Source organism: Streptomyces sp. AM8-1-1, from assembly GCF_032229325.1.
GTDB lineage: Bacteria > Actinomycetota > Actinomycetes > Streptomycetales > Streptomycetaceae > Streptomyces > Streptomyces achmelvichensis.
On record NZ_CP135086.1, the window covers coordinates 648,441 to 673,612 of the forward strand.

A 25,172-nucleotide genomic window follows, 5' to 3' on the forward strand; every position below is an offset into this window, starting at 1 on the left:
TAGTCTGGATCGAAGTGATCGCCTCCGAGCCCGAGGAGCTTCGGTGACCCGACCCTTCCAGCAGGTTGCCGGGCGCCCGGCCCGCTTGCGGCGGCGTGCCGTCGTCGCGACGGGTCTCCCCGTCGCCGTGGTCGCCGCGCTGGCCGCGGCGGCCGGGCCCGCCGTGGCCGGGACGGCGGGGTCACCCGGTGTCGGCGACCCGTACTTCACGCTGGCGGGCAACGGGGGCTACGACGTCCGTCACTACGACCTCACCCTCGGCTACGACACCACGAGCCGTCACCTCGACGGACGGGCCGTGATCACCTCCCGGGCCACGGAACGGCTGTCCCGCTTCCATCTCGATCTGAGCGGGCTGCGGGTCACCGGCGTCACGGTCGACCACGCCAAGGCCTCCTTCCGCCGTGACGGGCAGGAACTCGTCATCACGCCGAGGAAGGCGCTGCGCAAGGGCCAGGAGTTCCGCACGACCGTCACCTACGAGGGGACTCCCCGGCCCGTGACCGACCCGGACGGGTCCCTCGACGGCTGGATCCCCACGGACGACGGGGCGTTCGTGGCGGGTGAGCCGCAGGGCGCCATGACGTGGTTCCCCGCCAACAACCACCCGAAGGACAAGGCCGCGTACGACTTCGCCGTCACCGTGCCGGCCGGGCGTACGGCCGTCGCCAACGGCGTCTTCCTCGGCCAGAAGACCTCCGAGGGACGCACGACGTTCCGCTGGCGCCAGAGCGAGCCGATGGCGGCGTACCTCGCGACGGCTACGGTGGGCACATTCAAGGTCCAGCAGTACACCGGCCCCGGCGGTCTGCGGATCTACAACGCCGTCGACCCCCGCGAGGCGGCCGCGTCCGCTCCGGTCCTCAAGAAGCTGCCGTCGGTCATCGCCTGGGGAAGCAAGCTCTTCGGGCCCTACCCCTTCCGGGCCGCGGGCGCCATCGTCGACCGCGCGCCGCAGGCGGGCTACGCACTGGAGACGCAGACCCGGCCGGTGTACGACAGGGCACCCGACCTCCCCACCCTGGTCCACGAGAGCGCACACCAGTGGTTCGGCAACTCCGTGTCGCTCACCAGCTGGAAGGACATCTGGCTGAACGAGGGCTTCGCGACCTACGCCGAGTGGCTCTACGCGGAGCAGCACGGCGGCGACAGCGCGCAGAAGGCCTTCGACGCCCTGTACGCCGAACCCGCGAGCAGCGAACTGTGGGCGTTCCCGCCGGCCGACCCGGGCAGCGGAGCGAACATCTTCGGCGCACCCGTGTACTCCCGCGGGGCGATGGCTCTGCACCAGCTGCGCAAGGCGGTCGGCGACAGGACCTTCCTGCGGATCCTGCGCACCTGGGCGACCGACCACCACGACGGTCACGGAACCACCGCGCAGTTCGTCCGCCTCTGTGAGCGGCAGTCCGGCAAGGACCTCGACAGGCTGTTCCACACCTGGATCGGCACGAAGGGCAAGCCCGCCCGGCCGTAGAGCCGGGCCGGCCGGGAACCCGGGACGGGCCGTACTCCGTTGAGCGGACTGAGGCCTGCGAACGAGGGGCCCGCAAGGCTCCTGCGGGGCACGTACACCGCGAAGGCGACGGTCATGAGCGAATTGGTTCCGGGCGGCAACGTCCCCTTGCCGCACGGCACGCTCACTTTCCGCGTGCCGGGCCCCTTCGACCTTTCCGTGCTGGTCACGGGTGACGACGGCAGGGTCCGCGACGACGGCGACTTCGTCTTCTGGAACCAGCCGTCGGCGCCCGGTGTCCGCCTCGGCACGGCGGCCGTGACGCTGGACCGGCAGGGGCTTCGCCCGGGCGCCGGGCGCGTCACCCTGGTCGTCAGCTCCTCCTCACCCGGCACCCCGCTCAGCCGCCTCCCCTCCCCCAGGATGGAGGTCGCCGATCTGTCGAACCGCACGCTCACCCGCTTCACACCGCCTCCGGCGGGACAGGAGAGTGTGCTGCTACTGGCCGAGGTCTACCGCCACCGCGGTGCGTGGAAGCTGCGTGCCCTCGGCCAGGGGTACGCGGACGGCCTCGCGGGCGTGGCACGTGACTTCGGCGTCGATGTGTCGGACGACGGCACGTCCGAGGTCGCGCCTCCCGCAGCTCCCGCGGGAGGGCCGCCGGACGCGTTCACGTCACTCGTGAACGCCGAGCGGCAGCGGGTCGGCGTCCCGCCCGTCACTCCGGCTCCCGCCCTCACGGCCGCGGCCCAGGCGCATGCCACCGCGATGGCCCGGCAGAACCGCCTCGGCACCGAGGGACCCGACGGGCGATCGGTGTACCAGCTCGTCACCGCCCATGGATTCGCCTATCTGGACCTCGCCGAGCACCTCGTCTCGGGTCCGCGCACTCCGGATCAGTTCCTCGCCCACTGCCTCGACGGAGCCTCCGACCGGAGCACCGTGACGGGCCGCGACTTCACCCACTTCGGTGTGGCTTCCGCGGTGGACGGCCGGGGAGAGACCTACTGGACCGCGCTGTGGGCCCGGCCCCTCACGCCGGACGGCCTGGCCCGTACGGTCGCCGAGGTCCTGTCCCGTACGAACGCGGAACGGGCCGTCGCGGGGCTGTCGCCGCTGGCACCCGATCCGGTCCTGGCCGGCGTGGCGCAGGCCTACAGCGCCGACATGGCCGCGCGCGGCTTCTACTCCCACACCTCGCCCGAGGGTCTCCAGCCATGGGACCGGGCGGCCGCCGCGGGCAGTGACCACCGGGGTATCGGCGAGAACATCGCCTTCGGTCAGCGCTCCGCCGCCGCGGTGGTCCAGGGCTGGATGAACAGCCCGGGACACCGCGCCAACATCCTGAAGCCGGACTTCACGCACCTCGGCGTGGGCTTCGCGAGCGGCGGCCCCGGGGGTACGTACTGGACGCAGCTCTTCGGCATGCGGTGACGCACGGCGTGAGCCCTCGCTCCCGCGGACCGGTGAGACAACGCCGCGTCGTCGCGGGCGAGTTCCGGACGGGAGATTCTCATCCGGGCGGCAGCAGCGTGAACTCCGCGCGGCCGGAGCGGACACCGTTGACCTGGAGCTCGACCGCGTGGGCGCCCGGGTAGTAGCGCCTCGTCGTGATCGCGCGGAACGAGTGGTCGCGGGCGATGTCGAAGCGTTCGCCCGGTTCGAGGGTCAGCGTCGTGAGCTTGAAGATCTTCTCGGTCTGCGTGCCGTTGGCCTTCCGGTGGTGAACGATGTAGTCGACCGCGAGCCGCGCCGGCTCCGGGCCGGTGTTGCGGACCGTCGCGGTGAAACCGAGGGTGCCGCCGAACGCGATGCCGTCGGCGGACAGGTGGGGACCGGTCACCTCGATGGCCGCCGGGGCGAAGCCCAGGAGGCCGAGCGCCCCGGGGTGGCCCTTCTTGACGAGGGTGCGCAGCCCGTGGCGGACCAGGCGTTCGGTGTTGTCGTCCGGGTCGGCGAGCCAGGCGGCCGCCGTTTCGACCACAAGGTCGGGGTGCCCACGGCTGAGGTCGTTCAGATGGTTGGCGACGGAGCGCCTGACGTACTCGCTCTCGTCGCGGTAGAGGGCGTTGATGACGGGCAGGGTCGCGCGGGGTTCGGCCAGGATGCGCGGGACGCGGGCGGACCAGGGCAGGAAGGGTCTCGTTCCTTCCGAGGCGAGGCGGCGTACGTCGGCGTCGTCCGATGTCGTCCACGTCGCGACGGTTTCCAGTGCGCGGTCGAGGTCGTGGTTGAGGAGCCGGCGGACGGCGAATTCCGAGGTGAGCCGTGAGGTCAGCTCGGCCAGCAGCCGAAGGGCGTCGTCGAATGCCTCGTCGGTTCCTTCGTCGACCGCTTTCGCCGCGACGGCGCTGGTGACCGGCCAGATCAGCCAGCCGCTGAACTCGGGGCCGCCGTCGCGGGCGGCTCGTACGGTTCGGGCGAACGCCGCGTAGTCGCCCGGCAGATCCTCGATCAGCGCGTCGCGCAGCAGGTCGCTGCGCTCCCGCAGCGACAGCGGTCCGAGCGCGGAGGCCGCGGCGCGCAGGGCTTTGAGGGGCGCGTCGGGGGCCGCGCCCCGCACGGCGTTCGTGAGGGCTTCGGCCGTGGTCCGCCCGATGAGTTCATCGGCGAAAGGCATGGGGGTCTCCTGTCGAGCGGCACACGGCCGGGTGGGGCTGGTCGGGTCGGAGGGCGGTCACTTCAGAGGGATCGTCACATCGTCCTCCACCGGCGGGTCGAGTTCGGCTTCCCGGTTCCCGGTCGCGGAGAAGCAGCGCAGACGAACCGATTCCGGGGTGACGTCCAGTCGTAGGAAGCACTTGAAGAACGGAGGGCTGTACGTCGCCGAGCCGGGCGAGAACAGCTGCGTGTAGGTCTTGCGGACCGGGAGGCGCAGCCACGAGGCGCGCTGGGGGCGGCTGCCGGCACCCAGCAGGGACGCCACGACGCGGGTGCGGAGGGTCACGCGTGCCGGGGGTCCGGCGGCCCGGGTCGGGCGGATGCCGAGGCGATGGGCGACGACGGCGGCGGCCTGCGCCTCGCTGAGCTCGAAGAAGCGGCGCATGTGCAGCCTGCGGCCGTAGAGCCTGCTGTAGGAGGCGAGCGAGTCGCCGCGCAACGGGTAGCAGCGGAAGTCGTCCTCGGTGACCTGGGCGACGGAGACCCGTGGAATGGTGTGCGTGGCGTGCATGAACGCGCCCCCGCCGCCGGCCACCACGTACTGGATGGTGCGGCCGTCCACGTTCACCGGGTAGCGCTGGTAGTTGTGTATGTCGCCGCCGATCGCGGCGACATAGTGGTGCGCGGGGTTCCGCACGATGTCGTCGACCGTGCCGCCGCCCTCGATCGGACACGGCTCGTGCTCGGCGTCCACATAGAGCGGCGAGCCCGTCACCAGGATCTTGGGGGTGTCGCCCCGCGAGACCTCACGCAGCCAGCGGCCCTGCTCGGCGTCGATCCCGCCCAGCAGGCCGGTGTCTATCCCTATGACGCGCACGGGGCCGGCGTCGACGGCCCAGTACGGGCCCGGCTGTACGGCCCGTTGGGCCGGCGCCGAGCGCAACTGCCGCGCCTCGGCGAGACGTTGCTCGTCGGGTGTCCGCGGTTTCCGCCACAGCAGGGAGCGCAGCCACGCCCGGCTGAGCGGCCGCGCCCGCGGGACGGCGTCCTGCGGCAGGGCCGGGGCGTCGCAGAACACCCGCATGAAGCCGTTGATGTCGTCGTACCAGTCGTGGTTGCCGGGCACGGCGTAGATGGGCGCCGGATAGTCCTTGTAGGGGCGGAAGAACTTCGTGCCGTACTCGTCGGCGTTGCCGACCGGGTAGACGACATCGCTGGCCAGCACGGCGAAGCGCGTTCCCCGGCTCGCCGCCAGGAAGCCGGGGACCACCGCGTACTGCGGGTCGTCTCCCTCACCGGTGTCGGCGATGAGCATGAACGAGAAGTGCTCGGGGTCGTCACGCCGGATCACCAGGTCGGCGGGGGCGCCATCGGCCGCCATCCGCTCCACCCAGCGCTGCCGGTGGTCGTTGGTGGGGTCGCCGAACCACGAGGCCAGGACGCCGTTCCGGGCCGGCCACAGCGTCCTCGGATTGAGCCAGGACAGCTTTTCGACGTGCTGCGGCATCAACTCCTTGTACGAGCCGCGTTCCTTGGTACCCCAGCCGGCACCGTCGGCCGAATCGCGCGAAGAGTCAGGCATCGGCGAACCGTAACAACGATCGCCACTGCGGCGGGAGGGATCAGCAGCGGCGCACGTGCACGGACCCGGAGGGCTCCGCGAGCCCGGACGGCAGCCCGGACCGGCAAGGGGTCGGCAGGCCGCGTCGACGGGCCCGTTCGGGTGGAACGGCGACGCATCCCGCCACTGCGGAACCCGGGCGGCACTGATCACGTTGTGCCAGTAGGTACCACTGATCCTCAGGAGGCAGACATGGCCGGGTTCCTCGACCGAGCCAAGGAGCAGGCGCAGTCCGCGCTGCAGCAGGGCAAGCAGAAGGTCGACGATGTGCAGCAGCAGAAGGCCGGCGGTGACCTGCTGAAGAAGCTCGGCGCCGCGTACTACGCGGAGCGCCGTGGCAGCGGCAGCCCGCAGGCCACCCAGGACGCGCTCACCGCGCTCGAGGCCTATGTGAACACCCACGGAGACTCTTTCCTGCGTCACTGACCCGCCCTGGCCACGGCATCCCGACGCCCCGCACCGTTTCGCACGGCGCGCGGGTGTCGGATCCGGTGGCCCTGCCCGGCGAGTCCGCCCGACCCGCGCCGAGGGGGATCGCTTGACCTGCGCAGAGACCACGTACACAGAGATCAACGGGGCGCCTGCCGTCGACTCCGCACTCGCGGCGCCCGCGCTGACCGGTCCCGGTCACTTCACCGCCATGCAGGTGCGTGGCGGTCGAGTGCGGGGCCTGGCGCTCCATCTCGGCCGACTGGACGCGGCGACCCGGGAGTACCTCGGCCGGGCAGGCCTGGACGGCGAGCGGGTGCGGGCGGAGATCCGGCAGGCGCTCGCCGCCTCGGGGCGCGAGGACGCGTCCGTGCGGGTCCATGTCCACTGGCCGGACGGCGACAGCCGGGCGACGCTGAGGGTTACGGTGCGGGGGCCCCAGGTCGCGGCGACCGGGCCGTTGCGCCTCGTCTCCGTGCCGTACGTCCGCCACACTCCGCGGATCAAGCATCTCGACGGAGCAGTGCAGAACCGAGCCCTCGACGAGGCCGAGGCCAGGGGCGCCGACGAAGCGCTGCTCACCACCCCCGAGGGCCTGGTCACCGAGGGCGCCATCACCAACATCGCCTTCTGGGACGGCGAGCACGTCGTCTGGCCCGACGCTCCTTGTCTGCGGGGGATGACGATGGCGCTGCTGGAGCCGCGGCTGCCGTCGGTCCGCCGACCTGTCACCCTCGGCGATCTGCCCCGCTACCGCGCCGCGTTCGTCACCAACTCCCACGGCATCAGTCCGGTGGGCCGGATCGACGACGTCGAGTTCCCCGTCGCCCGTGAGTTCATGGCCGGCGTCACGGCGGCGTACGAAGCCGTGCCCTGGGACACCGTCTGACCTCCTGGGTCACACCTCGGCCGGGGTGAGTACATGGGGCGCGTTCGGCTGAGTATCCGAGCCGATACCGGCCGGCTTCCGAGCTGGTCGAATAGCGGCCATGACACCTGACGCGGCCCGCCGCCCCCGCCTCCAGCACGTCTCCGTCACCGGGGCCGCCCTCGTCGGCGTCCTGTTGCCGCTGGCCGCCGGCGTCCTGCTGGCACGGACCATGGGCGCCGATCCGCTGACGCCCGTGAACGCGTTCATCACCCACGGCGGACAGCGGGCGAACGGTCTGCCCGGGCAGTTGCGCCGCTGCGGGCGGTACGCGCTGCGGCGCGGTCGGCCCGTGGCACGTCTGCGGCGAGTACCTCAGCTGTAGCCGTGCGCCCGGGCGCGGAAGTTCATCGTCTGCTCGAGCTGCTGCTGGGCCTGCTCGGCCGTTCTGCGTGCTTCGGCCGGGACGTCCCCTCGCTCGTCGACGAGCTCTGCGTAGATGGGGGCGTCTGATCGGTCCGCGGTGCTCACGGTCGTGAGGTCCTTCCTTCGAACGGCTTCCCGCTCCCCGCCGGCGGCCGGAAGCGGGAACCGAGTCTACGGTCCACCCTGCGGCGATGACCGTCCACCCCCTCCCGTGGGCGCGGGGGCCGGGACGCAGGGTGGTGTGCGGGCGGGGTCAGCGGACGTCGCCCGTCCAGTCCCAGCGCCGTGGGTCACCGGCCCGTGGGCCGTACGCCGCACGGCCGCCGGGCCCGAAGGAACCGAGCTCGGTGGGCAGCGCGGCCCCCTCCGCCAGCTGTGCCGCGGGCCAGTCGGTGACATCCAGCAGCAGCCCGTCCAGCGGCCCCCCGACCAGCTCGCGATAGACGTGCCCGGGCCGCGGGCCCGGATCGGGATCGTCATGGTCAGCGCCGTACACCCGGCCACGCATCAACTCGTCCATGTCTCACACCATCGCAGGCACCACTGACATCGCGGCCGGGTCAGGCGGGCGGTCGCCGCCTTGCGGCTCGTCCGGCGCGGGCTCGTCCGGCGCGGGCTCGTCGGCTCAAGGTCTCCGTGGGCAGACACAGCCAGTGGAGGAGTCGGCTGTTCACGACGAAGTAGTGGACGCTCACCCGTCCCATGGGCTTGTCGACGAGGGCGGGTGCGTCGTCTCGGTGGACGTGTCGCAGGTAGCGGCGATGGATCGGTGCACCGGCGACGAGCAGAACCGGTGCAGCGACGATGATCGCCATGGGGACGAAGGCCCTGGCCAGGGTGACGTTGAGCGTCTGATCGACTCGCACGGCTCAGTGTGGACGTCATCGCTGCCGGGTGTCATCCGTGTTCAGGACTGTCGCGGTCCTCCTCACTCCTCGCGGCGGGCCGGTCCCGCCACCTCGATGGTCAGGAAGCGCGGCACCGGCAGACCGGCGGCCCGGAACTCCTGCGCCACCGCGGTACGGACGGGTGTCAGCCGGTCCTGCGGCAGCAGCACGAGCGTGCTCCGTCCGGGACCCCTACCCGGTCGCCAGGCGGCCAGGGCTCCGGTCCGCCGGGCGCACTCCTGCGCCCGGCGGACGTCGTCCGCGCCGAGGCCCTCGCCGCGGGTCACCAGCAACATCAGCCTGGCCCCCTGTGCGGGAGGATCGAAGTCGATCCGGCGTCTGCGGCCGCCTTCGAGCACCAGCGCCCGGCCGGGGCGGCCGAACAGGACGGCCTCGCGCAGTGCCGCGTCGCCGTCCGGGGACGCGGACCTCGCCAGGGACGCGAGGCGCCCTCGGGGCGGGCGCGTTCCGGCGCCGGTGGTGTGCAGTTCGGCGATCGCGAGCGCCACGGCGCACTCCAGCGGCTCGGTGCTGGAGAGCCCGGTCGCCGGGGTCAGCGTGGAGTGGATGTGCAGATCGGCGCCGCCCCGGCCGTATCCGGCACGGGCCATGGTGCGCAGCAGGACGTAGCTGCGGGCCGCCCACTCGGGATGCGACGTCGAGGGACCGCTGAGCCGGAACTCGCAGCTCTGCGCCGGGTGGGCCAGCGAACTCAGCCGCACCAGGCCGTCGTCGCGTGGTGCCGCGGCCGCCGCCACCGGCCAGCCCGCGGCGGCGACGGTGTGGCGCGCCGCGAGGTGGAAGGCGTGCGGGGCGCTCCACACCGTGGCCGGCGGACGGCCGTGGGCGGATTCGAGGGCGAAGGCCACCAGGCGGAAGAGCGGGTCGGCGGTGTGGCGGCGTGCGATGTCCGGCACGCCCGGCACGATTCTCGTCCCCGCTCCGCCGCCAGTGCGGCTCCCGGTGTCCGTCACCCCGCCTCCGGTGTCTTGCGGGCCAGCAGCCGGTATGCGTTGCCGCCCTCCGTACGCCGGGCGACCGCCGCACGCGCGGCGTCGAGACCGGCCGCGACGACGAAGCACGGCAGCGCCGCGGTGTGCACGGCCGTGCGGACGACACGCCGTGTGCGGGTCGCTCTGCCCTCGCCCCACGGGGCGTACGGATGAGGCGCGAGCCGGTTCGCCGTCAGCAGGACGGCCCCGACGAAGTCGCAGGACTGGTGCGCCGTGCCGTGTTCCTCCGCCAGCACCGTGAATCCGCGGCTCTCCAGTGCCTTGCGGAGGTTGCCGATCGGGATGAGGTGCTGGTGCTGGGGCTGGAACCACGGCAGCCAGTGCGGGCCGAGCACCCGGGAGAGCCGGGACTCGGGGTCCGGGAGCTCGATGATCAGATGGCCGCCGGGGGGCAGGACGGCCGCTGCCGCGTCGAGTTCGGCGAGCGGTTCCCGGGTGTGTTCGAGGTAGTGGAACATGCTGACGGTGTCGTAGCGGTCGACGAGGCCGGTGGCGAGTTCGGGGAACTGGCCCTGGTGGGCGGCGGCGACCCAGCCCCGTACCTCCGCCTCACGCACCGCGGGGCTCATGTCCAGGCCGTCGAAACGGGTTCCGGGCCAGACGTCACGTGCGCTGTCGCAGAAGTGGCCGTGGCCGGTGCCCACGTCGAGCCATGCGGCGGGCGTTCCGAACGGCTGGAGCATCGCGGCGCGCGCCCGGTAGGAACGGCCCATCGTGCCGAACACCTGGGCCGCGCCCGACACTCCGAGGCCCTCGTAGAAGTCGCGGTAGTAGAAGTCGAGTCCGTCCAGGGAGAGTCGGGGATTCTGGAAGACGTGTCCGCAGTCGCCGCACTGTTCGAGGGTGAAGCGGCCCGGTTTGCCCTGGAGGAGGTCGGGGACGCGGATGCGGACGGAGAGTTCGGTCGAGCCGCACCAGGGGCAGTCGGGGCGCCGGGGCTCGAAGAACCGGTCGGTACCCGCCTTGAGCTCGGCGGCGTAGACGGGGCGCAGCGCCTCCAGTTCGGCGGTGGCCGCACCGGATCCGGAGCGCTCGTCGGCGGCCGTACGGATCGCAGAGGCCAAGGACTTGAAGGGGCGCGCCGCGGTCGCGAGGAGGAGGTCGGCCGGGCGCAGCGGTCGCTGCGGCCCGCCGAGGACCAGGGCCGGCTGGAGCCAGTACAGGGCGGCTGCCGCTGCTCCCCATCCGCCGTCCGCGACGGCGGCGCGCGTCAGCAGCCCGAGACCGGCCAGTTGAGCGACGGTCAGCAGGCCGGTGGGCAGCCCCTGTGCGCGCAGCTCCGCTCCCCGGCGGGAGGGATCGGGCGGCGGGACGGTCAGGCCGGGCGCGATGGCGACTCCGGTCCCGGCGGGGGCGTACTCCTTCAGACGCCCCAGCAGGGTGTGCAGTTCGGCGGGTTCACGGGCGGCGCCGGTGCCGTCGTCGATCCCCGACCGACGCAGGACGTCCTCGGCGACGAGGAGAGCGTGTCCCGCTCCACGGCCGTCGGCGGTGCGGTCGTAGCGCGCGGCGCTGCGGTCGAGGAGGCGGAGCAGGCTCAGGGCCCGTTCCGTGTCGAGCCTGCCGGGTATCAGGTCGACCACCTGGAGGCCGGCCCGTTCGGCGTGGGCGATCGCGGCGCGCAGGGTCGCCGCGTCGACGTCGACCCCGCGGGCTGTGATCAGATGCCATTCACCGGACGGGGCCGTGCCGTTCGCAGGGGCGAGCGGGTCCAGTACGGGCAGGGTGCGCAGTCTTCGGCGGGCGCGCACGGTGCCCGCTGTCAGCCCGGCCAGGGCGACGACGGCGGCCCACGGAATGTCGGTCGGGGACGGTGTCATAGGAGTTTCTCCAACCGGTCGGCCGCGGCCGCGGCACCGCCCGCGGCGGCGAACGATGCCTGGATACGGCGGGCTGCCCCGCGGTGGACGGGGTTGTCGAGTACGGCGGCGATGGCGTCGTGGAGCTCGGCCGCGCGGGGCCGGCCGAAGCGGACCCGCAGGCCCGCACCGGCGGTGGTGACCTGCTCGGCGACGATCGGCTGGTCGTCCCGGATCGGGGCGACGACGAGTGGCAGTCCGTACGCGAGGGATTCGCATACGGTGTTGTGGCCGCCGTGGGACACCACGGCGTCGAGGTGCGGCAGCAAGGGCAGTTGGGGTACGCGTTCCTGGTGCAGGACGTGATCGGGAACCTCGCCGACGGCGTCGGGCGGAGCCGCGAGGATCAACTGCGCCCGGTCGGCGAGCTGTTCGGCGGCCTGGAGGACGGCGGCGTAGAAGCGGCCGCCCGCCTCGCCGTTCAGGGTGCCGAGCGACACCAGGACCCGGTGTCTCAGGGGGTCGAGCCGCTGCCACGGGAAGGCGGAGCCGTCGGAGGGACGAGGGCTCAACGCGGGGCCGACGAAGGCGAAGTGCCCGGGGTGAGACGCGTGCTCACCGACCAGTTCGAGGGTGGAGAAGACGAGGACCAGACGGTCGGAGAAGCGGGGGTCCCAGCCGGGGTCCGACCCGCAGTCCGCGAGCAGCCCTGCCAGCTGATCCATCACCCAGTCGGCCACCTTGGGGAAGCCCGCGAAGGGCCGGGTGAACTCGGCCGATGTCGTCGCCGATGTCGCCCAGGGCAGCCCCCGCCGCTCGGCGACCACCGCTCCGGCGAGTGCCTGCTGGTCGACGACCAGGACATCGGGAGCGTAGGAGTCGACCGCCGCCTCGACGCCGGGAATCATGGCGTGGGCGAGCGGGATGAGCGCTTCCGACCACAGGAAGCGGAGCGCGGCGACTCCCCGCAGATCGCGCCAGTGTGTGTGCAGCGCGCCGTAGCCGCGGGGGCCGGGACGGTCGCCGGACGGGAAGAGCCGCGCGTCCGCCGGCAGCAGCCGGGGCAGGACTTCGGCCGGTCCGGTCCAGGCGACCCGGTGCCCGCGCGCGGCGAGTTCGGCGGCGACGGCGACCGTCGGGTTGATGTGCCCGGCCAGCGGCGGGACGACGAAGAGGACCTTCATACGACCACCGCGCCGGCGTGTCGCGTCTCTCGGAGGCCGGCCGCTTCGGCGAGTCGGCCGAGCACGGCGTGCCGCAGGTCGTCGGTGCCTCCTTGAAGGACGTCGTGACCGAGGCCCGGCAGGATGCGCAGTGTGCAGTCGGAGGCGTGGTGGACCAATTCCCGTGCACCGGGGACAAGTTCGGAGTGTTCGCCGCAAACGGCGAGGACCGGGCAGCGCACGCGGGCGAAATCGTCGGGGGTGAAGGGCCGGCTCGCAGCGATGTCGTCGATCATGCTGGTGCGGTTGAGGAGTTCGTCGGCGGTGGCGGTCAGCCGAGCGGCCTTGCGCGCGCCGATGGAGGAGAGTTCCTGCGGGACCTGGCTCCCTTCCAGGGCGAGGGCCGCGACGGACAGCGTGTCGAGCATGTTCTCGATCCAGGGTCCGGTCAGCGGGGCCTCCACCAGGACGAGTCCGGCGACGAGGTCGGGGCGTGCGAGTGCGGTGTGCAGCGCGATCGTGCCGCCGTAGCTGTTGCCGATGAGGTGGACGGGACGCTCGTCGAGGCCGAGGGCGGTCAGCACCGCGGTCAGGTCCTGCACGGCGGTGGCGATGTCGTAGCCGGTGGGCGGGCGTTCGGAGCGGCCGTGGCCGCGCAGGTCGTACAGGACGATGTCGTGGCCGGCCTGGGCGGCGGGGACCGCGAGGGTGGCGTAGAAGCTGGAGAGGTTGTCCACGACCAGGCCGTGGAGGAACACGGCGGTCGCGCCGGTGCGGTCGCCGGGCGGCCGGTGGACGTGGAAGCGCAGGGAGTTGGCGTGGACGAGGGGCATGCCGGCTCAGACGACCGGGGCCGGTGTCGTGGGGAGCCTGCCCGCGATGTGGGCCACCAGATCGCCGACCGTCATCGCCAGGATCTCCTCCATGTCCTTCTCGGCCAGGAAGGCCATGAGATCCACGGCCGTGCCGTAGCGCTGCTGAAGCAGCTCGGCGAAGGCGACGAACTCGATGCTCTCCAGGGCCAGATCCTCGTTGAAGGTGGTGTCCGCGGTGACCTCCTCCTCCAGCAGGAAGTCGTCGCCCACGGTCTCGACGAGCATGACGGTGATCTCGGCGAGTATGCGTTCGGCGGTGGGGTCAGATGCCATGGCCGGCCTCCGTGGGGGTGGGGGTGACTCGATGGGTGGGGGTGGGCGCCGGGACCGTCCAGGCGACGACGAACGTCTCGGGGGTGCGGTCCGGCTCGGCTGGTCCGAGGACGGTGGTGGTCCGGATGCTGTGGCCGTTGCCCTCGGGGGAGCTCACGAGCAGTCCGGCGGGCCCCTCCGCGACGGTCCACTGCCGGGGGCGGCCGCCGAGCCCGCTGCCCTCCGCCTTCGCCGCGGCCTCCTTGGCGCACCAGAGCACGGTGGTCGCCTGCGCGTGACCGATTCCCTCCCGCGCCGCGAGGTCCTCGGCGAGCCGCCGCTCGTCGGCGGTGAGCGCGATCCGGGTCAGGGCGTCCGGGTCGTCCGTGACGGCTTCGATGTCGATACCGACGGAGCTGCCGGTGTGAACGCGGGCGACCGCCATCCGGTCCTTGTGCGCGAGGGAGAGTCGCAGACCGGCGGCGAGGGGGCCCTCGGGGACGGGGCGGCCGAGCGAGTCGTTGCCTATGGGGATCTCCACGGGGAAGAGGGGCCCCGCGCCGGTGTCCCACAGGGCCTGCCGTACCGCGTCCTTGGCGGCGATCCGCCCGAGCAGCCAGGCCGAACGGGCACGTGGAGGACGTCCCTCGTACGCAGCGCGCTCGTCGGCTCCCAGGTAGCGGCGCATGACCAGTTCCTGCGACGCGGGGTCGCTCCAGCGGCGTCTGGCCAGACACCAGCCGCCGGGCTGCGGCTCGCCGATGCCGCAGATCTCCGGGGTGAACTTCATCGGCCACACCCGCTCGTCGGCCGCGAAGCGCCGGTACGTCCAGCCCTCGAGGCGGGCCCAGACCGTGCCGTCACCGGCGGTGAGTTCCACATCCCCGCGTACGGAGTCCGGTCGTACGGCTCGGATCCGCGCCGTGGCACCGAGCAGTGCACCCTCGCGGGGTGCGGGACCGTACAGGTGGATCCGCTCCAGCGAGGCCGGGAAGACGAGGCGGTCCTCGGGAAGCCGCAACTGCATCCAGTGCCCCAGGAGCTGCCCCGCGGCATCGAGCAGCGCGCCGGGCGCGGGCAGGGCCCGCAGCACGCCGCGGATGCCGTCCTCGGCGACGGCGTCCACGCGGCGGACCCCTGCGAAGGCGGGCCCGTGGAACATCCACCGGTCGCGGTAGAGGGCCTCGGCGCTGACGGGAGGCGGTCCTTCACCGATCAGCGGCGAGCGATCGGGGGCCGGTGCGGAGGAGTGGCGGCCGGCCAGGACGACGGTGACGGTCGCGCTGCCGGCGATCTCCACGCGTACGCGTACGCCGTCCGCCCCCAAGGGCTCCACGGAGGGTGTCGCGGTGATGTCGGCGTCCACGGGCGGGGCGACGGGCAGCCAGCGCAGGGCGCGTACGTCCTCGAAGCCGGTCACCGGCCGACCCGGCACGGCCTCGCGAGCGGCGTCGGCGGCCAACTCCAGCAGCGTGGTCATGGGGACGACGGGGAACCGGTCGGCAGGCTCGGGCCAGTCGTCCGGCTGAAGGTAGACGCAGTGGTCGCGGACGTACGGCATCGTCTCCAGGGAGAGCTGCCGCCGGGTCCGGCGGGCGGGAGACGGGACCGCGGCCGTCGGTCGGGCCGTGGGAGCAGTGGCCGCGCGGGCTTCGGGGCGGGAGGGTGCGGCTTCCTGGGGAGCCAGGGAGCGCGCGGCCACTTCCCGGGCCGGGGAACGTGCGGGTCCGGCTGCCTCGCGGGCCAGGGAACGTGCGGGTGCGGCCGCTTCGCGCGTCAGGGAAGGTGCGGGTGCTGCCGTCGAGCGCCAGGCGTCGGCCACACTCCGTACGGCGTTCTCCGTCTCGTCGAGCACCGCGTCCAGGGCCGACAGCAGTACCGGGCGCTCGACGGCGCTCCTCACCCGGCCGGTGCCGAGGGTGAGCCGAGGCGTCTTTCCGTCGAGGCGTACGAGGGGCGAACCCAAGTCGAGCCGCAGTCCGCCCGGCTCGCCGGCAGCCGGGCGCGGCGGTGCGTCCGAGGCCATGGATGGCGGCACCCGCGCGGGGCGGGGCGAGGACGGGCGGCCCTCCAGCAGTCGTTCCCAGTGCGGCTGCAGACCCTCCGTCCACAACGCCGCCGCCAGGCTGCGCAGTTGGGCAACTCCCTCACCCGGGACGGCGCCCGCGGGGACGACCAGATGGCTCTGGCCGTGGAGTGTGTCCCCCACAAAACCGGGGAGGCTGCCCGGGCCCAGCTGGACGAAGCCCCGCACCCCCTCGGCGTACAGCCGTGTCGTCAACTCCCGGAAGCGCACCGGCTCCAGGAGGTGTCGCAGCACCACGTCGCGGATCTCGTGGTCGGCATCCGGGTACGGCGAGACGGTCGTCGCCGACCAGACCGGTACGGTCGGCGGGCGTAGTGGCAGTCTGCCGAACGCGGCGCGCACCTGGTCGAGATACGGCGCCCACATCGGTGTGTGGAAGCCCGACCGGAAGGGCAGCTCCTGCGCGAGAACCCCCTGGTCGGCCAGTCTGGCCATTGCCGCCGCCACCGGCCCGGGTTCCCCGCACAGCACCGACTGGTGCGGGCAGTTGTCATGACTGACCGCGATGCGGTCGAGTCCGCGCAGCGCCTCGGTGGCCTGTCGCGCCCCGCAGCCGAGCGCCGCGTAGACAAGGTCGGGCACGTCGAGATCTCCCGGCCTGAGGGAGTCGATGAAGGTGTCGACCGCCTGCTGCGGATACATCCCCGCGGCCACCATGGCGGTCCACTCCCCCAGGCTGTGTCCCGCCAACAGGTCGGGCTGGATGCCGAGTTCGGGCAGAACGCGGGAGAAGAACCGGCCGGTGGCGATGGCGTCGACGGCCCGTTCCACCAGTGTGCCGCCGCCGGTCAGGGTGGGCCTCGGCAGCCGGAGCAGATCCGCGACGTCGTCCACGTCGGGTACGAGGTCCGGCTCCAGGCCGGGGAAGACGAACGCCAGCCGGGCGTCGTCGGACGCGAGCAGCGGGTCCGGCGTGAACCACACGCCGCCCCGGCCGCGCCACGGCCGTCCCCTGGCGACGACCGAGGCGGCCAGGGCCAGGCGCTTCGGGGTGGGCCCGAGGACAGCGAGCCGGCAGGGTCCGCCGCGGGACTCCGCCGCCGGATCGACCGCCGGATCCGGGTGGCGCGCGAGGGAGGCGGCCAGCTCCTCCGGGCCTGTGGCCGAGAGCAGGAGCACATCCTCGCCGGCCCGGGCGGTCCCGGTGACCATGGCGGCCCCGGTGGCCCCCGCGAACGGGACGGGCGACTGCGCCACGGCACGGGAAACCGCCGCCCCCGCACCCGCGGGCCGCGGCCCCACGGCGCCCGACAACCTCACCCCCGGGGCTTCTTCCACCACCACATGTGCGTTGATTCCGCCGAAGCCGAACGCGTTCACACCCGCCCGACGCGGTGCCCGGCCACGCTCCCACGGCTCTGCCGCCGTGACCGGGCGCATCCGCGTCCGGGCGAACCCTTCGTGCGGATCGTCCACATGGAGGGTCGGCGGCAGGGTCCCGTCGTGCACGGCGAGTACGGCCTTGATCAGACCCGCCATCCCGGACGCCTGCATGGTGTGCCCGAGCATCGACTTCACGGAGCCCATCGCGACGGATTCACCGCCCGCCTCCCGCGACCCGAACACCCGCGCCAGAGTGATGAGTTCGGCCTCGTCTCCCACCGGGGTCCCGGTGCCGTGGGCTTCGAGCAGGCCGAGTGCGTCGGGGGCGGTCGGGTCCAGGCCGCTCTGCTTCCAGGCAAGTTCGAGTGCGCGTACCTGTCCGTCCACGAGAGGGCTCATCAGGCTCGCCGCTCGTCCGTCGCCCGCGACACCGGCACCCCGGACGACGGCGTAGACACGGTCACCGTCCCGTTCGGCGTCGGCGAGCCGCTTCAGCAGGACCACTCCGGTGCCCTCGGACAGCAGGGTGCCGTCGGCGCGGCGGTCGAAGGGGCGGATGCGCTGGCTGGGGCTCAGCGCCCGCAACTGGGTGAAGACGCTCCACAAGGTGGCGATGTGGCAGTGGTGCACGGCCCCCGCCACGACCAGATCGCAGCTCCCGGCCGCCAGCAGCCCGGCCGCCTGCTCGACCGCGAGCAGGGAGGAGGCGCATGCGGCGTCGAGGGTGTAGGCGGGGCCGCGGAAGTCGAGGCGGTTGGCGGTCCGCGCGGCCGTGAAGCTGGGGACGAGGCCGATCGACGCCTCGGGCCGCTCAGGGCCGAGGCCGGCCTGGAAGGCATCGCGGACCGCGGTGATCCGGTCCTCCCCCAGTTCCGGGGCCAGTTCGCGCAGGGTCGTCGCCAACTGGTGTGCGGTACGGACCCGTTGGTCGAGGCGGGCGGTGGCGACCCCCATGAAGCCGCCGCGGCCGAGGATCACACCGATCCGGGAGCGGTCGTCGGGCAGCGCCTCCTCTCCCCCGGCGTCGGCGACGGCTTCGGCGATCACGCGCAGCGCGAGCAGCTGGTCGGGCTCCGCTCCCGCCACGGCCGCGGGCATGATGCCGTAGCGGGTCGGATCGAAGGCCGTCAGCTCGTCGATGAAGCCGCCGCGCCGGCAGTAGAAGCGGTCGCTGCGCGCCGGCCCTTCGCTGCCGTGCGGGTCGTAGTACACCTCCGGGTCCCAGCGCCCGGGAGGTACCTCGGTGATGGCGTCGGTGCCCGCGTAGAGATTGCGGCGGTACGCGGCCAGGTCGCCCGCGCCGGGAAAGACCGCGCCCATCCCGACGATCGCGGCGTCGGTGGGCCGGGGGCCGCGGCCCGGGTCGGTCACGGCCGCCCTCCGAACCCGTTGCCGGGCTGCTCGGCCAGCAGCACGACCTGGCCCGTGGTCCCGTGTGCCAGCTCGGCCAGGAACGCGTCCGTACCGCCGTCGGGGTCGATCAGCGGGATTCCCCGGCTCGCGTACATCCGTTCCAGCTCGGGAGTCACCATGCCGCCGGCCTCGGCGGCCCAGGGGCCCCAGTCGACGGCGAGGACCCGTCCGGGGAAGCGGCGCGACCAGGCCGGGGTGGTGGCGAGTGTGTCCAGGGCGTCGTTGGCGGCCGCGTAGTCCGCCTGGCCGCGGTTGCCGAAGACGCCGGCGACGCTGCCGAAGAGGACGAGGAACTCGGGTGCGGGGGCGTCCCCGTGGCCGGCCGCGGCGTCGGCGAGGTGACGTGCGCCGTCGACCTTGGTGCCGAAGACCCGGGCGAAGGAGGCCGGGTCCTTGTCGCACAGCAGCCTGTCCTCGATGGTCCCGGCTCCGTGCACAATGCCGTCGAGCCGGCCGTGGCGGGCGCGTATGTCACGGACGACCGCGTGCACGGCCTGCGGGTCGGTGACATCCGCCGCGTGGTAGCGCACGGAGGCCGCGACGCGCCTCAGCGCGTCCAGGCCGGCCCGGATCTCCCGGGCGGCGAGGACCCGGGTCGCGGCCGCCTCGATGTCGGCGGGCGTACGCAGTCCCTGGTGGACGAGGGCCGCACGCAGCGCGACCCGGTCAAGGGCGTGGGCGAGTGCCGGATCCTCCACGTCGTCGGGCGGTGGCGTACGGCCGATGAGTTCGATGTGGCAGCCGGTGGCGTCCGCCAGGGCGAGGGCGGTGCGGGCGGTGATCCCGCGGGCCCCGCCGGTGAGCAGGACCACGGAGTCGCGGCTCAGAGGCAGAGGCCGCCGTCCGCCGCCGGGCAGCGGTGCGGGGACGGTACGCAGCACATTGCGGGTGCCGTTGGTGTAGCCGACCGCGACGGGTTCGTCCGGGGAGCACAGTTCGGCGATCAGATGCGAGGCGATCCGTTCGGGACGGTCCTTGGGGTCGATGTCCACGGCCCGGATCTCCGCGCCCGGATACTCGATCGCGGCGGAGCGGGCGAAGCCGTACAGGCCTGCCCCGGGGATGGGGTCCGTGGCCTCGGGCATTCCCCGGGGCGGCATGTCGTCGTCCGCGTCCGCGGGTGGGGCGCCCCTGCCGAACGCTCCTCCGCAGCCGGTGACGAGCAGCAACTGGCGCGTCCCGGCCACCAGGGTGTCCCGCAGGGCGCGGAAGCCTTCCGGCAGGACGGGGGTGGGCGCCGGGCGCAAGGCACTGAGGTCGACGACGCCGTCGCAGCCCGCGGCATCGGCCAGCCGGTCCGAGTGCACGGTGCGCACCTCCGCGCCGTGCTCCTCCAGTGCGGCCGCGAGGGCGACGGCAACACCCAGGCCGTCGTCGACGACGGCGAACTGCCGTCCTGCCAGGGCGTCGGCGGGGTCCCGCGTCGCGGGCGGCTCGACCGAGGCGACTTCGACGAGCAGCCTGGTCAGCGGGACGGGGACGGCTGCGGGGGCAGGCAGCTCGCTGCCGGCCGGACCGGCTGTCGGACCCGGTTCGGCCGTGATCACCGCGCCCTCGGCCACCGTCGTACCGTGACCGGTCGTGGTCGTACCGCGGGCCACGATCCAGTCGACGATGCCGCTGATCGTCTTGATGCGGGCGAGTTCCTCGACCGCCGACTCCTCGGCGCCGCCGGTCCCGGACGGCAGCCCGATCCGGTCGGCCAGCGCCCCGATGATCTCCACACGTTTGATGGAGTCCACCGAGAGGTCGGCCTCCAGATCGAGTGCCGGGTCGAGCATCTCGCGCGGATAGCCGGTCCGGATGTGGATGATCTCCAGTACGGAGTCCAGGAGCTGAGCAGGTGTCAGGGGGCGGTCCTCGTCCACCGCGGGCCTGCCGGTCGCCGACTCCTCCACGATCTCCTGCGGCACGAACTCCCGAGGCACGGCCTCGCGTACCGGGGACGGGGTCTCCCCACCTGCACCCAAGTAGCCGAGCAGGACGTCCCGTTGGGCCGCGACCAGCTCCCGCGCTCCGCGCAGATACTCCAGGACCGCGTCCTCCCGGCGGTCGTCCGCTGCTGCCGGGGCTGATGCCTCCACCCGTCGGGCGGGCTGCAGCCCTCCTGCCACCGGCACACCGTCCGCCGTCCGTACGAGATGCCCGTCCACCAGCCAGCCCGGGCGCCGGGGTGCCTCGGTGGGGAGCACCGCGGCGCGGCCGCGGAACAGCGGTTCCGGATCGACGGGGACACCTGCGGCGGCGAGTTCGGCGAGCGCGGTGACCAGCCGCGTCAGGCCGTGTTCACCGCGGACGTCGAGGGGTACGGCGGTGTGCGGGCGGTCGCCCAGGATGCGGCCCACCAGTCCGCTCAGGACGCGGCCGGGTCCGGCCTCCACGAAGATCCGCACGCCGGACGCGTACATGGCCTCGATCTGGTCGACGAACCGGACGGGCTCGGCGACCTGACGGGCGAGCAGCTCCCGCACGGCGGCGGGTTCGGTGCCGTAGGGGCGGGCGGTCGTGTTGGACCAGACCGGCAGGACGGGGGCGGTCACCGTCGCGTCCGCGAGTTCCGCGGACAGCAGGTCCGCGGCGCCGGCGACGACCTCGCTGTGGAAGGCGCAGGCGACCGGGATACGCTCGGCGGCCACGCCGGCTGCCCGCAGGTCCGCCACCGCGGCCTCCACCGCCGCGGTCGGACCGGAGATGACACTCTGCCGGGGCGCGTTGTGGTTGGCGACGACGCAGCCGGCCGGCGGTCCCGCTATGTCCTGCGGCGCGCAGGGTACGGCGGCCATGGCTCCCGGGTCGTCCCCCGCTGCGGCGAGTATGGCCGCGGCACGCCGGTCGCTGAGCCGCAGCAGGGTCGTGGTGTCGTAGGCACCCGCCGCCCACAGGGCGACCAGTTCGCCGTAGGAGTGGCCGGCCGTGCAGTCCGGGCGTACGCCGAGCGAGGTGAGCAGGCGGTGGGCCGCCGCCCCGGCGAGACCGAGCGCCGGCTGTGCCGTCCGGGTGTCGGTGACGGCGGCCCGCTGTGCTTCCCGCTCCTCGGCGGTGAACGCGGCGGGCGGATACATGGCCGCAACACAGCCGGCGTCCGCGTCGTGGAGCACCGAGCGCAGGCGCGGGAAGGCGATGAACAGGTCGCCCATCATGCCCGGGCGCTGGCTGCCCTGACCGGGGAAGAGGAAGGCCGTCCGGCCGGTCTCGCGTCCCTCGTGCGACACATGGACTCCGTCGCCGGCCGTGAACTCGCGGGCGTGGGGCAGCTGTTCGGCCAGGTCGTCGAGGTCTGTCGCGACGACGGCCACCTGGACCGGGCCGTCCTGGGTGGAGACCTCGGCCGCCAGGTCACGCAGCGGCCAGGGCCGCCCGGCCGCGTCGTTCTGTGCCAGGCGGGCGGTGAGACGGTCGACGGCGCGCACCGCGGCCTGCCGGTCGGCCCCACGGAACAGGAAGAGTTCCGCGGGCCAGACGTCGAGGCCGTGCTCGGGCTCCTCGGCCTGCGCGTACCCGGTCAGCACGGCGTGGTAGTTGGTGCCTCCGAAGCCGAAGGCACTGACGGCGGCCCGCCGGTTGCCGGCGGGCGCGGCCCACGGTCTGGCCTCGGTGTCGAAGAAGAAGGGGCTGGTCTCCGCGGTCCAGTCGGCGTTGGGGCCGGTCAGGTGCAGCGTCGGCGGCCGTACACCGGAGTGCACGGCCCGCACCGCCTTGATGAGGCCTGCGAGGCCGGCCGCACACTTGGTGTGTCCGAGCTGCGACTTGACCGAGCCCAGTGAGCAGAAGCCGGTCTCCTGCCCGCCGAAGACCTCGGTGAGGACGGACAGTTCCGCGCTGTCACCCACGACCGTGCCCGTGCCGTGCGCCTCCACCAGTCCGATGTCGGCGGGCTCGATCCCGGCCCGTGCGTAGGCGCGGTCCAGGGCCCGGCGCTGTCCTTCGGGGCGTGGTGCGGTCAGGCCGAGGGAGCGGCCGTCGCTGGATGCTCCGACGGCCTGGACGACGGCGTAGATGCGGTCACCGTCGCGTTCCGCGTCGGCGAGCCGTTTGAGGACGAGGCAGGCGACGCCTTCACCGAGGGCGATGCCGTCCGCGCTCGCGTCGAAGGGCCGGCACCGGCCGGTGGGCGAGAGGGCCCGTACGGAGGCGAACATCAGGTAGTCGTTGATGCTGTTGTGCACATCGGCGCCCCCGCACAGCACCATGTCGCTGTCCCCGTCGCCGAGTTGCTTGCACGCCAGGTCGAGGGCGGCGAGCGAGGAGGCGCAGGCGGCGTCGATGGTGCAGTTGGCGCCGCCGAGGTCGAGGCGGTTGGCGACGCGCCCTGCGATGACGTTCGCGAGCACTCCGGGGAAGGAGTCCTCGGTCAGCCTGGGCAGTTGGGCGTCCAGACCCGGCGGCAGGTCGCCGAGGTAGCCGCGGTGCAGGGCTCGGAAGCCGTAGGCACCGGCGAGGTCGGTGCCCGCTTCGGCCCCGAAGACCACGGAGGTGCGGGACCGGTCGAAGTGCCGCCCGGGCGCGTATCCGGCGTCCGCGAGGGCGCGTGCAGCTGTGTCGAGGGCGAGCAGTTGGACCGGCTCGATACTGCCGAGGGAGGCGGGAGCGATGCCGTGCGCGAGGGCATCGAAGGGCGCGGGGCCCAGGAAGCCGCCCCACCGGGACGGGGTCCGCTCCCCCGCCCGCGCCGGGTCGGGGTCGTGATACGCGGCGGTGTCCCAGCGGTCCGCGGGGACCTCGGTCACCGAATCGGTCCCGGCGACGATGTTGGCCCAGTACCCCGCGAGGTCGTCCGCGCCGGGATACCGGCAGGCCATCCCGACCACGGCGATCTCCAGCGGCGCCCGTTCCTCCGTCTCCGGGACGGCTTCGTCGGCCGCGAGCAGCCGGGCGCGCTCGGCGAGAAGGGCGGTCGCTCCCTCGGTCACCTGGGCGTGGAGGGCTGCGACGGTGGTGACGGACGTGCGCGCGGTGGCGATCTGCCCGAGCATGTAGAGGCCTTCGGCGCGCTGTTCGTCCTCGCCGACCGGCGTGTGCTCCGATCCGGTGCGGCGCAGGCCCTTGCTGGCGATCCGCAGCCGGCCGAGGTTGAGTTTCTCCAGCTCCTCCCAGACCTCGTTCGGACGCGCCCCGTCCGCGCGCAGCCGCTCGGCCGTGGCGGTGAAGGTGTCGGCGTACGGCGTGACGGCGCACCGGGTGGCATGTCCCGGAGCCGTACGCAGCAGTGTGGTGGTGTCGCAGTCGAGCGCGGCCTGCTGGAATCCGGGCAGGACGGCACCGGCGGCGACGGCCTCCTCGGTGAAGAGGTAGGCCGTGCCCATCAGGACGCCGACGCGGGCTCCTCGTTCGGCCAGCGGCCCGGCGGCGGCCGCGACCATGGCGGCGGAGCGTTCGTCGTGGATGCCGCCGGCGAACAGGACGTCGAGTTCCTCCGCGTGCGGGAAGGCGAGCAGGCGCTCGATCTGCTCCTCCCAGAGCGGGAAGGCGGCGCGCGGACCGATGTGTCCGCCGCATTCGAGTCCCTCGAAGACGAAGCGCCGGGCGCCCTCGGCGAGGAAGTGCTCCAACAGGCCCGGTGAGGGCACATGCAGATACGTCCTGGTGCCCGCCGCTTCGAGCGGTGCGGCCTGTGCGGGCCGCCCGCCCGCGATGATCGCGTACGGCGGACGTACGGCGGCGACCGCTTCCAACTGTGCCCGGCGCAGCTCGTCCGGGGCGAAGCCGAGCAGACCGACGCCCCACGGACGGCCGGTCAGCCGGCTCGCGGTCTCGGTGAGCAGGGCATGCACGTCCCGGCCGTCCATGACGGCCAGGGCCAGAAAGGGCAGGCCGCCCGCTTCGGCCACGGCGGAGGCGAAGGCCGACCGGTCGCTGACCCGGGTCATGGGGCCCTGGACCACGGGCAGCAGGTCGTCGCCGGGGCGCGGCAGCAGGGGACGGGTCCGGGCGGCCGCACCGATGTGGCCGGTGATCGCCGCCCGGACCGCCTGGACGACACTGCCGGTGGTGCGGTGACGCGCGGCGAGGCGGGCGGCTGTCGCCCCCTCCTGGCCGACGGGTAACGGCACGCCGAACAGATCTCCCGCACCGAGCAGCTCGGCGATGTCCCCCTCGGGAAGCGCCAGATCGGGCCGGGTGTAGACACGATGGCCCGCGACGACGGCGGTTTCGCTGCCGTCCATGGCACGCATCGCGTCGGCGACCGCGCGGGGCAGTCCGTCCAGTCCCTCGGTGGTCAGGGCGAGTTGGGTGTCGAGGACGACTCCTGCTGCCCCGCCGGCGACGGCGGCTGCCGCGGTGTGGAGGCCGATGCCCCCTGCGGCATGCACGGGGACGGTCAACCGGGGGTCGGCGAGCAGGCGTTGGAGCAGGACGAAGGTGGTGAGTTCGCCGACGCGTCCGCCGCCTTCGTGGCCCCTGGCCACGATGCCGTCGGCTCCCGCGAGGACGGCGTCCGCGGCCTCGGCCGGGCTGACCGCCTCGGCCCACACCCGGCGCCGTCCGCCGTCCGACCACGCGCCGGTGCCACCGCGCCAGTGGGGTTCGGTGAGGAGCACGGTGTCCACGGCGGCGGGCAGGTCGTCCGGGGCGAGCGGGCAGCCGGACGGTATCCGCACGCCGTACCGGCCACTCAGTCCGGCCATGGCGGCGAGCGCCCGGTCGCGGTCCCTGCCGAGATCGAGGATGCCCAGTGCTCCCGCTCGTTCCGCCGCCGCGACCATCCGGGGGCGGGGCTCCTCGAACGGACTGACCAAGACGACGAGATCCCGGCGGGAACGCCGGGCAGGCTGAGAGATCACAGGCTCTCCTTGGGTTCCGTGCAGGGCCGGTCGAGGGAGCGGGGCACGACGGCGGTGAGGTGGGGGGTGCGCGGGTGCCTGAGGTGATTAACGGCCAGTAACTTCGCAATGCCGCGTTGCATCCTGCGGCGGCCCGACGGCAGTGTCAACGCCCATCCGCCCATCCATGCCGCAGAGGTAT

General features: G+C 73.3%; 17 protein-coding genes. 5 read left to right on the forward strand and 12 right to left on the reverse strand.

The window, feature by feature from the left end:
• Nucleotides 1–85 precede the first annotated feature (85 nt).
• Entirely contained in the window at nt 86–1,474 is a 1,389-nt protein-coding gene (locus tag RPQ07_RS02915; RefSeq protein WP_413777821.1) for a M1 family metallopeptidase, read from the forward strand.
• 114 nt (nt 1,475–1,588) lie between these two features.
• Nucleotides 1,589–2,887 carry a CAP domain-containing protein gene (locus tag RPQ07_RS02920; RefSeq protein ID WP_313942401.1) on the forward strand — a complete coding sequence of 433 codons (1,299 nt, stop codon included), beginning with the start codon at nt 1,589–1,591 and terminating at the stop codon, nt 2,885–2,887.
• Nucleotides 2,888–2,966: 79 nt separating this feature from the next.
• On the opposite strand, the gene RPQ07_RS02925 is transcribed toward RPQ07_RS02920, so the two are convergent.
• Nucleotides 2,967–4,073, reverse strand: a complete 1,107-nt coding sequence (locus tag RPQ07_RS02925; protein WP_313942402.1) for a DNA alkylation repair protein — start codon at nt 4,071–4,073, stop codon at nt 2,967–2,969.
• Between the two features lie 57 nt (nt 4,074–4,130).
• Nucleotides 4,131–5,636: a metallophosphoesterase gene (locus RPQ07_RS02930; protein WP_313942403.1), complete on the reverse strand. Its 1,506-nt coding sequence runs from the start codon at nt 5,634–5,636 to the stop codon at nt 4,131–4,133.
• A gap of 231 nt (nt 5,637–5,867) precedes the next feature.
• Between RPQ07_RS02930 and RPQ07_RS02935 the strand changes: the two genes are divergently transcribed.
• The 3 genes from RPQ07_RS02935 to RPQ07_RS02945 all read left to right on the forward strand — a co-directional run bounded on the left by RPQ07_RS02935 (nt 5,868) and on the right by RPQ07_RS02945 (nt 7,357).
• Entirely contained in the window at nt 5,868–6,101 is a 234-nt protein-coding gene (locus tag RPQ07_RS02935) for a hypothetical protein (RefSeq protein WP_313942404.1), read from the forward strand.
• A gap of 112 nt (nt 6,102–6,213) precedes the next feature.
• Nucleotides 6,214–6,993, forward strand: a complete 780-nt coding sequence (locus RPQ07_RS02940) for an aminotransferase class IV (RefSeq protein ID WP_313942405.1) — start codon at nt 6,214–6,216, stop codon at nt 6,991–6,993.
• 100 nt (nt 6,994–7,093) lie between these two features.
• Nucleotides 7,094–7,357, forward strand: a complete 264-nt coding sequence (locus tag RPQ07_RS02945) for a hypothetical protein (RefSeq protein ID WP_313942406.1) — start codon at nt 7,094–7,096, stop codon at nt 7,355–7,357.
• Here the strand turns inward: RPQ07_RS02945 and RPQ07_RS02950 are convergent.
• From RPQ07_RS02950 to RPQ07_RS02995, 10 genes are all read right to left on the reverse strand, one after another.
• The gene (locus RPQ07_RS02950; RefSeq protein WP_313942407.1) at nt 7,348–7,503 is read right to left on the reverse strand and encodes a hypothetical protein; all 156 of its coding nucleotides are present in this window, start codon (nt 7,501–7,503) and stop codon (nt 7,348–7,350) included. The genes RPQ07_RS02945 and RPQ07_RS02950 overlap by 10 nt on opposite strands.
• Before the next feature lie 148 nt (nt 7,504–7,651).
• Nucleotides 7,652–7,918 carry a hypothetical protein gene (locus RPQ07_RS02955; protein ID WP_313942408.1) on the reverse strand — a complete coding sequence of 89 codons (267 nt, stop codon included), beginning with the start codon at nt 7,916–7,918 and terminating at the stop codon, nt 7,652–7,654.
• A gap of 40 nt (nt 7,919–7,958) precedes the next feature.
• On the reverse strand, nt 7,959–8,264 hold the full coding sequence (locus tag RPQ07_RS02960; RefSeq protein ID WP_313942409.1) for a hypothetical protein: 306 nt from the start codon (nt 8,262–8,264) through the stop codon (nt 7,959–7,961).
• Nucleotides 8,265–8,326: 62 nt separating this feature from the next.
• Nucleotides 8,327–9,202: a galactokinase gene (locus tag RPQ07_RS02965; protein WP_313942410.1), complete on the reverse strand. Its 876-nt coding sequence runs from the start codon at nt 9,200–9,202 to the stop codon at nt 8,327–8,329.
• A gap of 53 nt (nt 9,203–9,255) precedes the next feature.
• A complete protein-coding gene (locus tag RPQ07_RS02970; RefSeq protein WP_313942411.1) occupies nt 9,256–11,118 on the reverse strand; it encodes a class I SAM-dependent methyltransferase in 1,863 nt (620 codons plus the stop codon).
• Nucleotides 11,115–12,281 (reverse strand): glycosyltransferase, encoded by a 1,167-nt coding sequence (locus RPQ07_RS02975; RefSeq protein WP_313942412.1) that lies wholly within the window; start codon nt 12,279–12,281, stop codon nt 11,115–11,117. Before RPQ07_RS02975 ends, RPQ07_RS02970 begins: the two co-directional genes overlap by 4 nt.
• A complete protein-coding gene (locus RPQ07_RS02980) occupies nt 12,278–13,093 on the reverse strand; it encodes an alpha/beta hydrolase (RefSeq protein ID WP_313942414.1) in 816 nt (271 codons plus the stop codon). Before RPQ07_RS02980 ends, RPQ07_RS02975 begins: the two co-directional genes overlap by 4 nt.
• 6 nt (nt 13,094–13,099) lie before the next feature.
• Nucleotides 13,100–13,408 (reverse strand): acyl carrier protein, encoded by a 309-nt coding sequence (locus tag RPQ07_RS02985; RefSeq protein ID WP_313942415.1) that lies wholly within the window; start codon nt 13,406–13,408, stop codon nt 13,100–13,102.
• Nucleotides 13,398–18,167 (reverse strand): polyketide synthase, encoded by a 4,770-nt coding sequence (locus tag RPQ07_RS02990; RefSeq protein ID WP_313942416.1) that lies wholly within the window; start codon nt 18,165–18,167, stop codon nt 13,398–13,400. The genes RPQ07_RS02985 and RPQ07_RS02990 overlap by 11 nt, the downstream gene beginning before the upstream one ends.
• Complete coding sequence (locus RPQ07_RS02995; RefSeq protein ID WP_413777694.1) at nt 18,164–24,991, reverse strand: SDR family NAD(P)-dependent oxidoreductase; 6,828 nt, start codon at nt 24,989–24,991, stop codon at nt 18,164–18,166. Before RPQ07_RS02995 ends, RPQ07_RS02990 begins: the two co-directional genes overlap by 4 nt.
• Nucleotides 24,992–25,172 lie beyond the last annotated feature (181 nt).

Coding starts and splice junctions, on each gene's coding strand:
- RPQ07_RS02980 (WP_313942414.1), bottom strand. CDS start 13,093: ATGCCCCTCGTCCACGCCAACTCCCTGCGCTTCCACGTCCACCGGCCG.
- RPQ07_RS02985 (WP_313942415.1), bottom strand. CDS start 13,408: ATGGCATCTGACCCCACCGCCGAACGCATACTCGCCGAGATCACCGTC.
- RPQ07_RS02955 (WP_313942408.1), bottom strand. CDS start 7,918: ATGGACGAGTTGATGCGTGGCCGGGTGTACGGCGCTGACCATGACGAT.
- RPQ07_RS02920 (WP_313942401.1), top strand. CDS start 1,589: ATGAGCGAATTGGTTCCGGGCGGCAACGTCCCCTTGCCGCACGGCACG.
- RPQ07_RS02930 (WP_313942403.1), bottom strand. CDS start 5,636: ATGCCTGACTCTTCGCGCGATTCGGCCGACGGTGCCGGCTGGGGTACC.
- RPQ07_RS02925 (WP_313942402.1), bottom strand. CDS start 4,073: ATGCCTTTCGCCGATGAACTCATCGGGCGGACCACGGCCGAAGCCCTC.
- RPQ07_RS02975 (WP_313942412.1), bottom strand. CDS start 12,281: ATGAAGGTCCTCTTCGTCGTCCCGCCGCTGGCCGGGCACATCAACCCG.
- RPQ07_RS02945 (WP_313942406.1), top strand. CDS start 7,094: ATGACACCTGACGCGGCCCGCCGCCCCCGCCTCCAGCACGTCTCCGTC.
- RPQ07_RS02970 (WP_313942411.1), bottom strand. CDS start 11,118: ATGACACCGTCCCCGACCGACATTCCGTGGGCCGCCGTCGTCGCCCTG.
- RPQ07_RS02935 (WP_313942404.1), top strand. CDS start 5,868: ATGGCCGGGTTCCTCGACCGAGCCAAGGAGCAGGCGCAGTCCGCGCTG.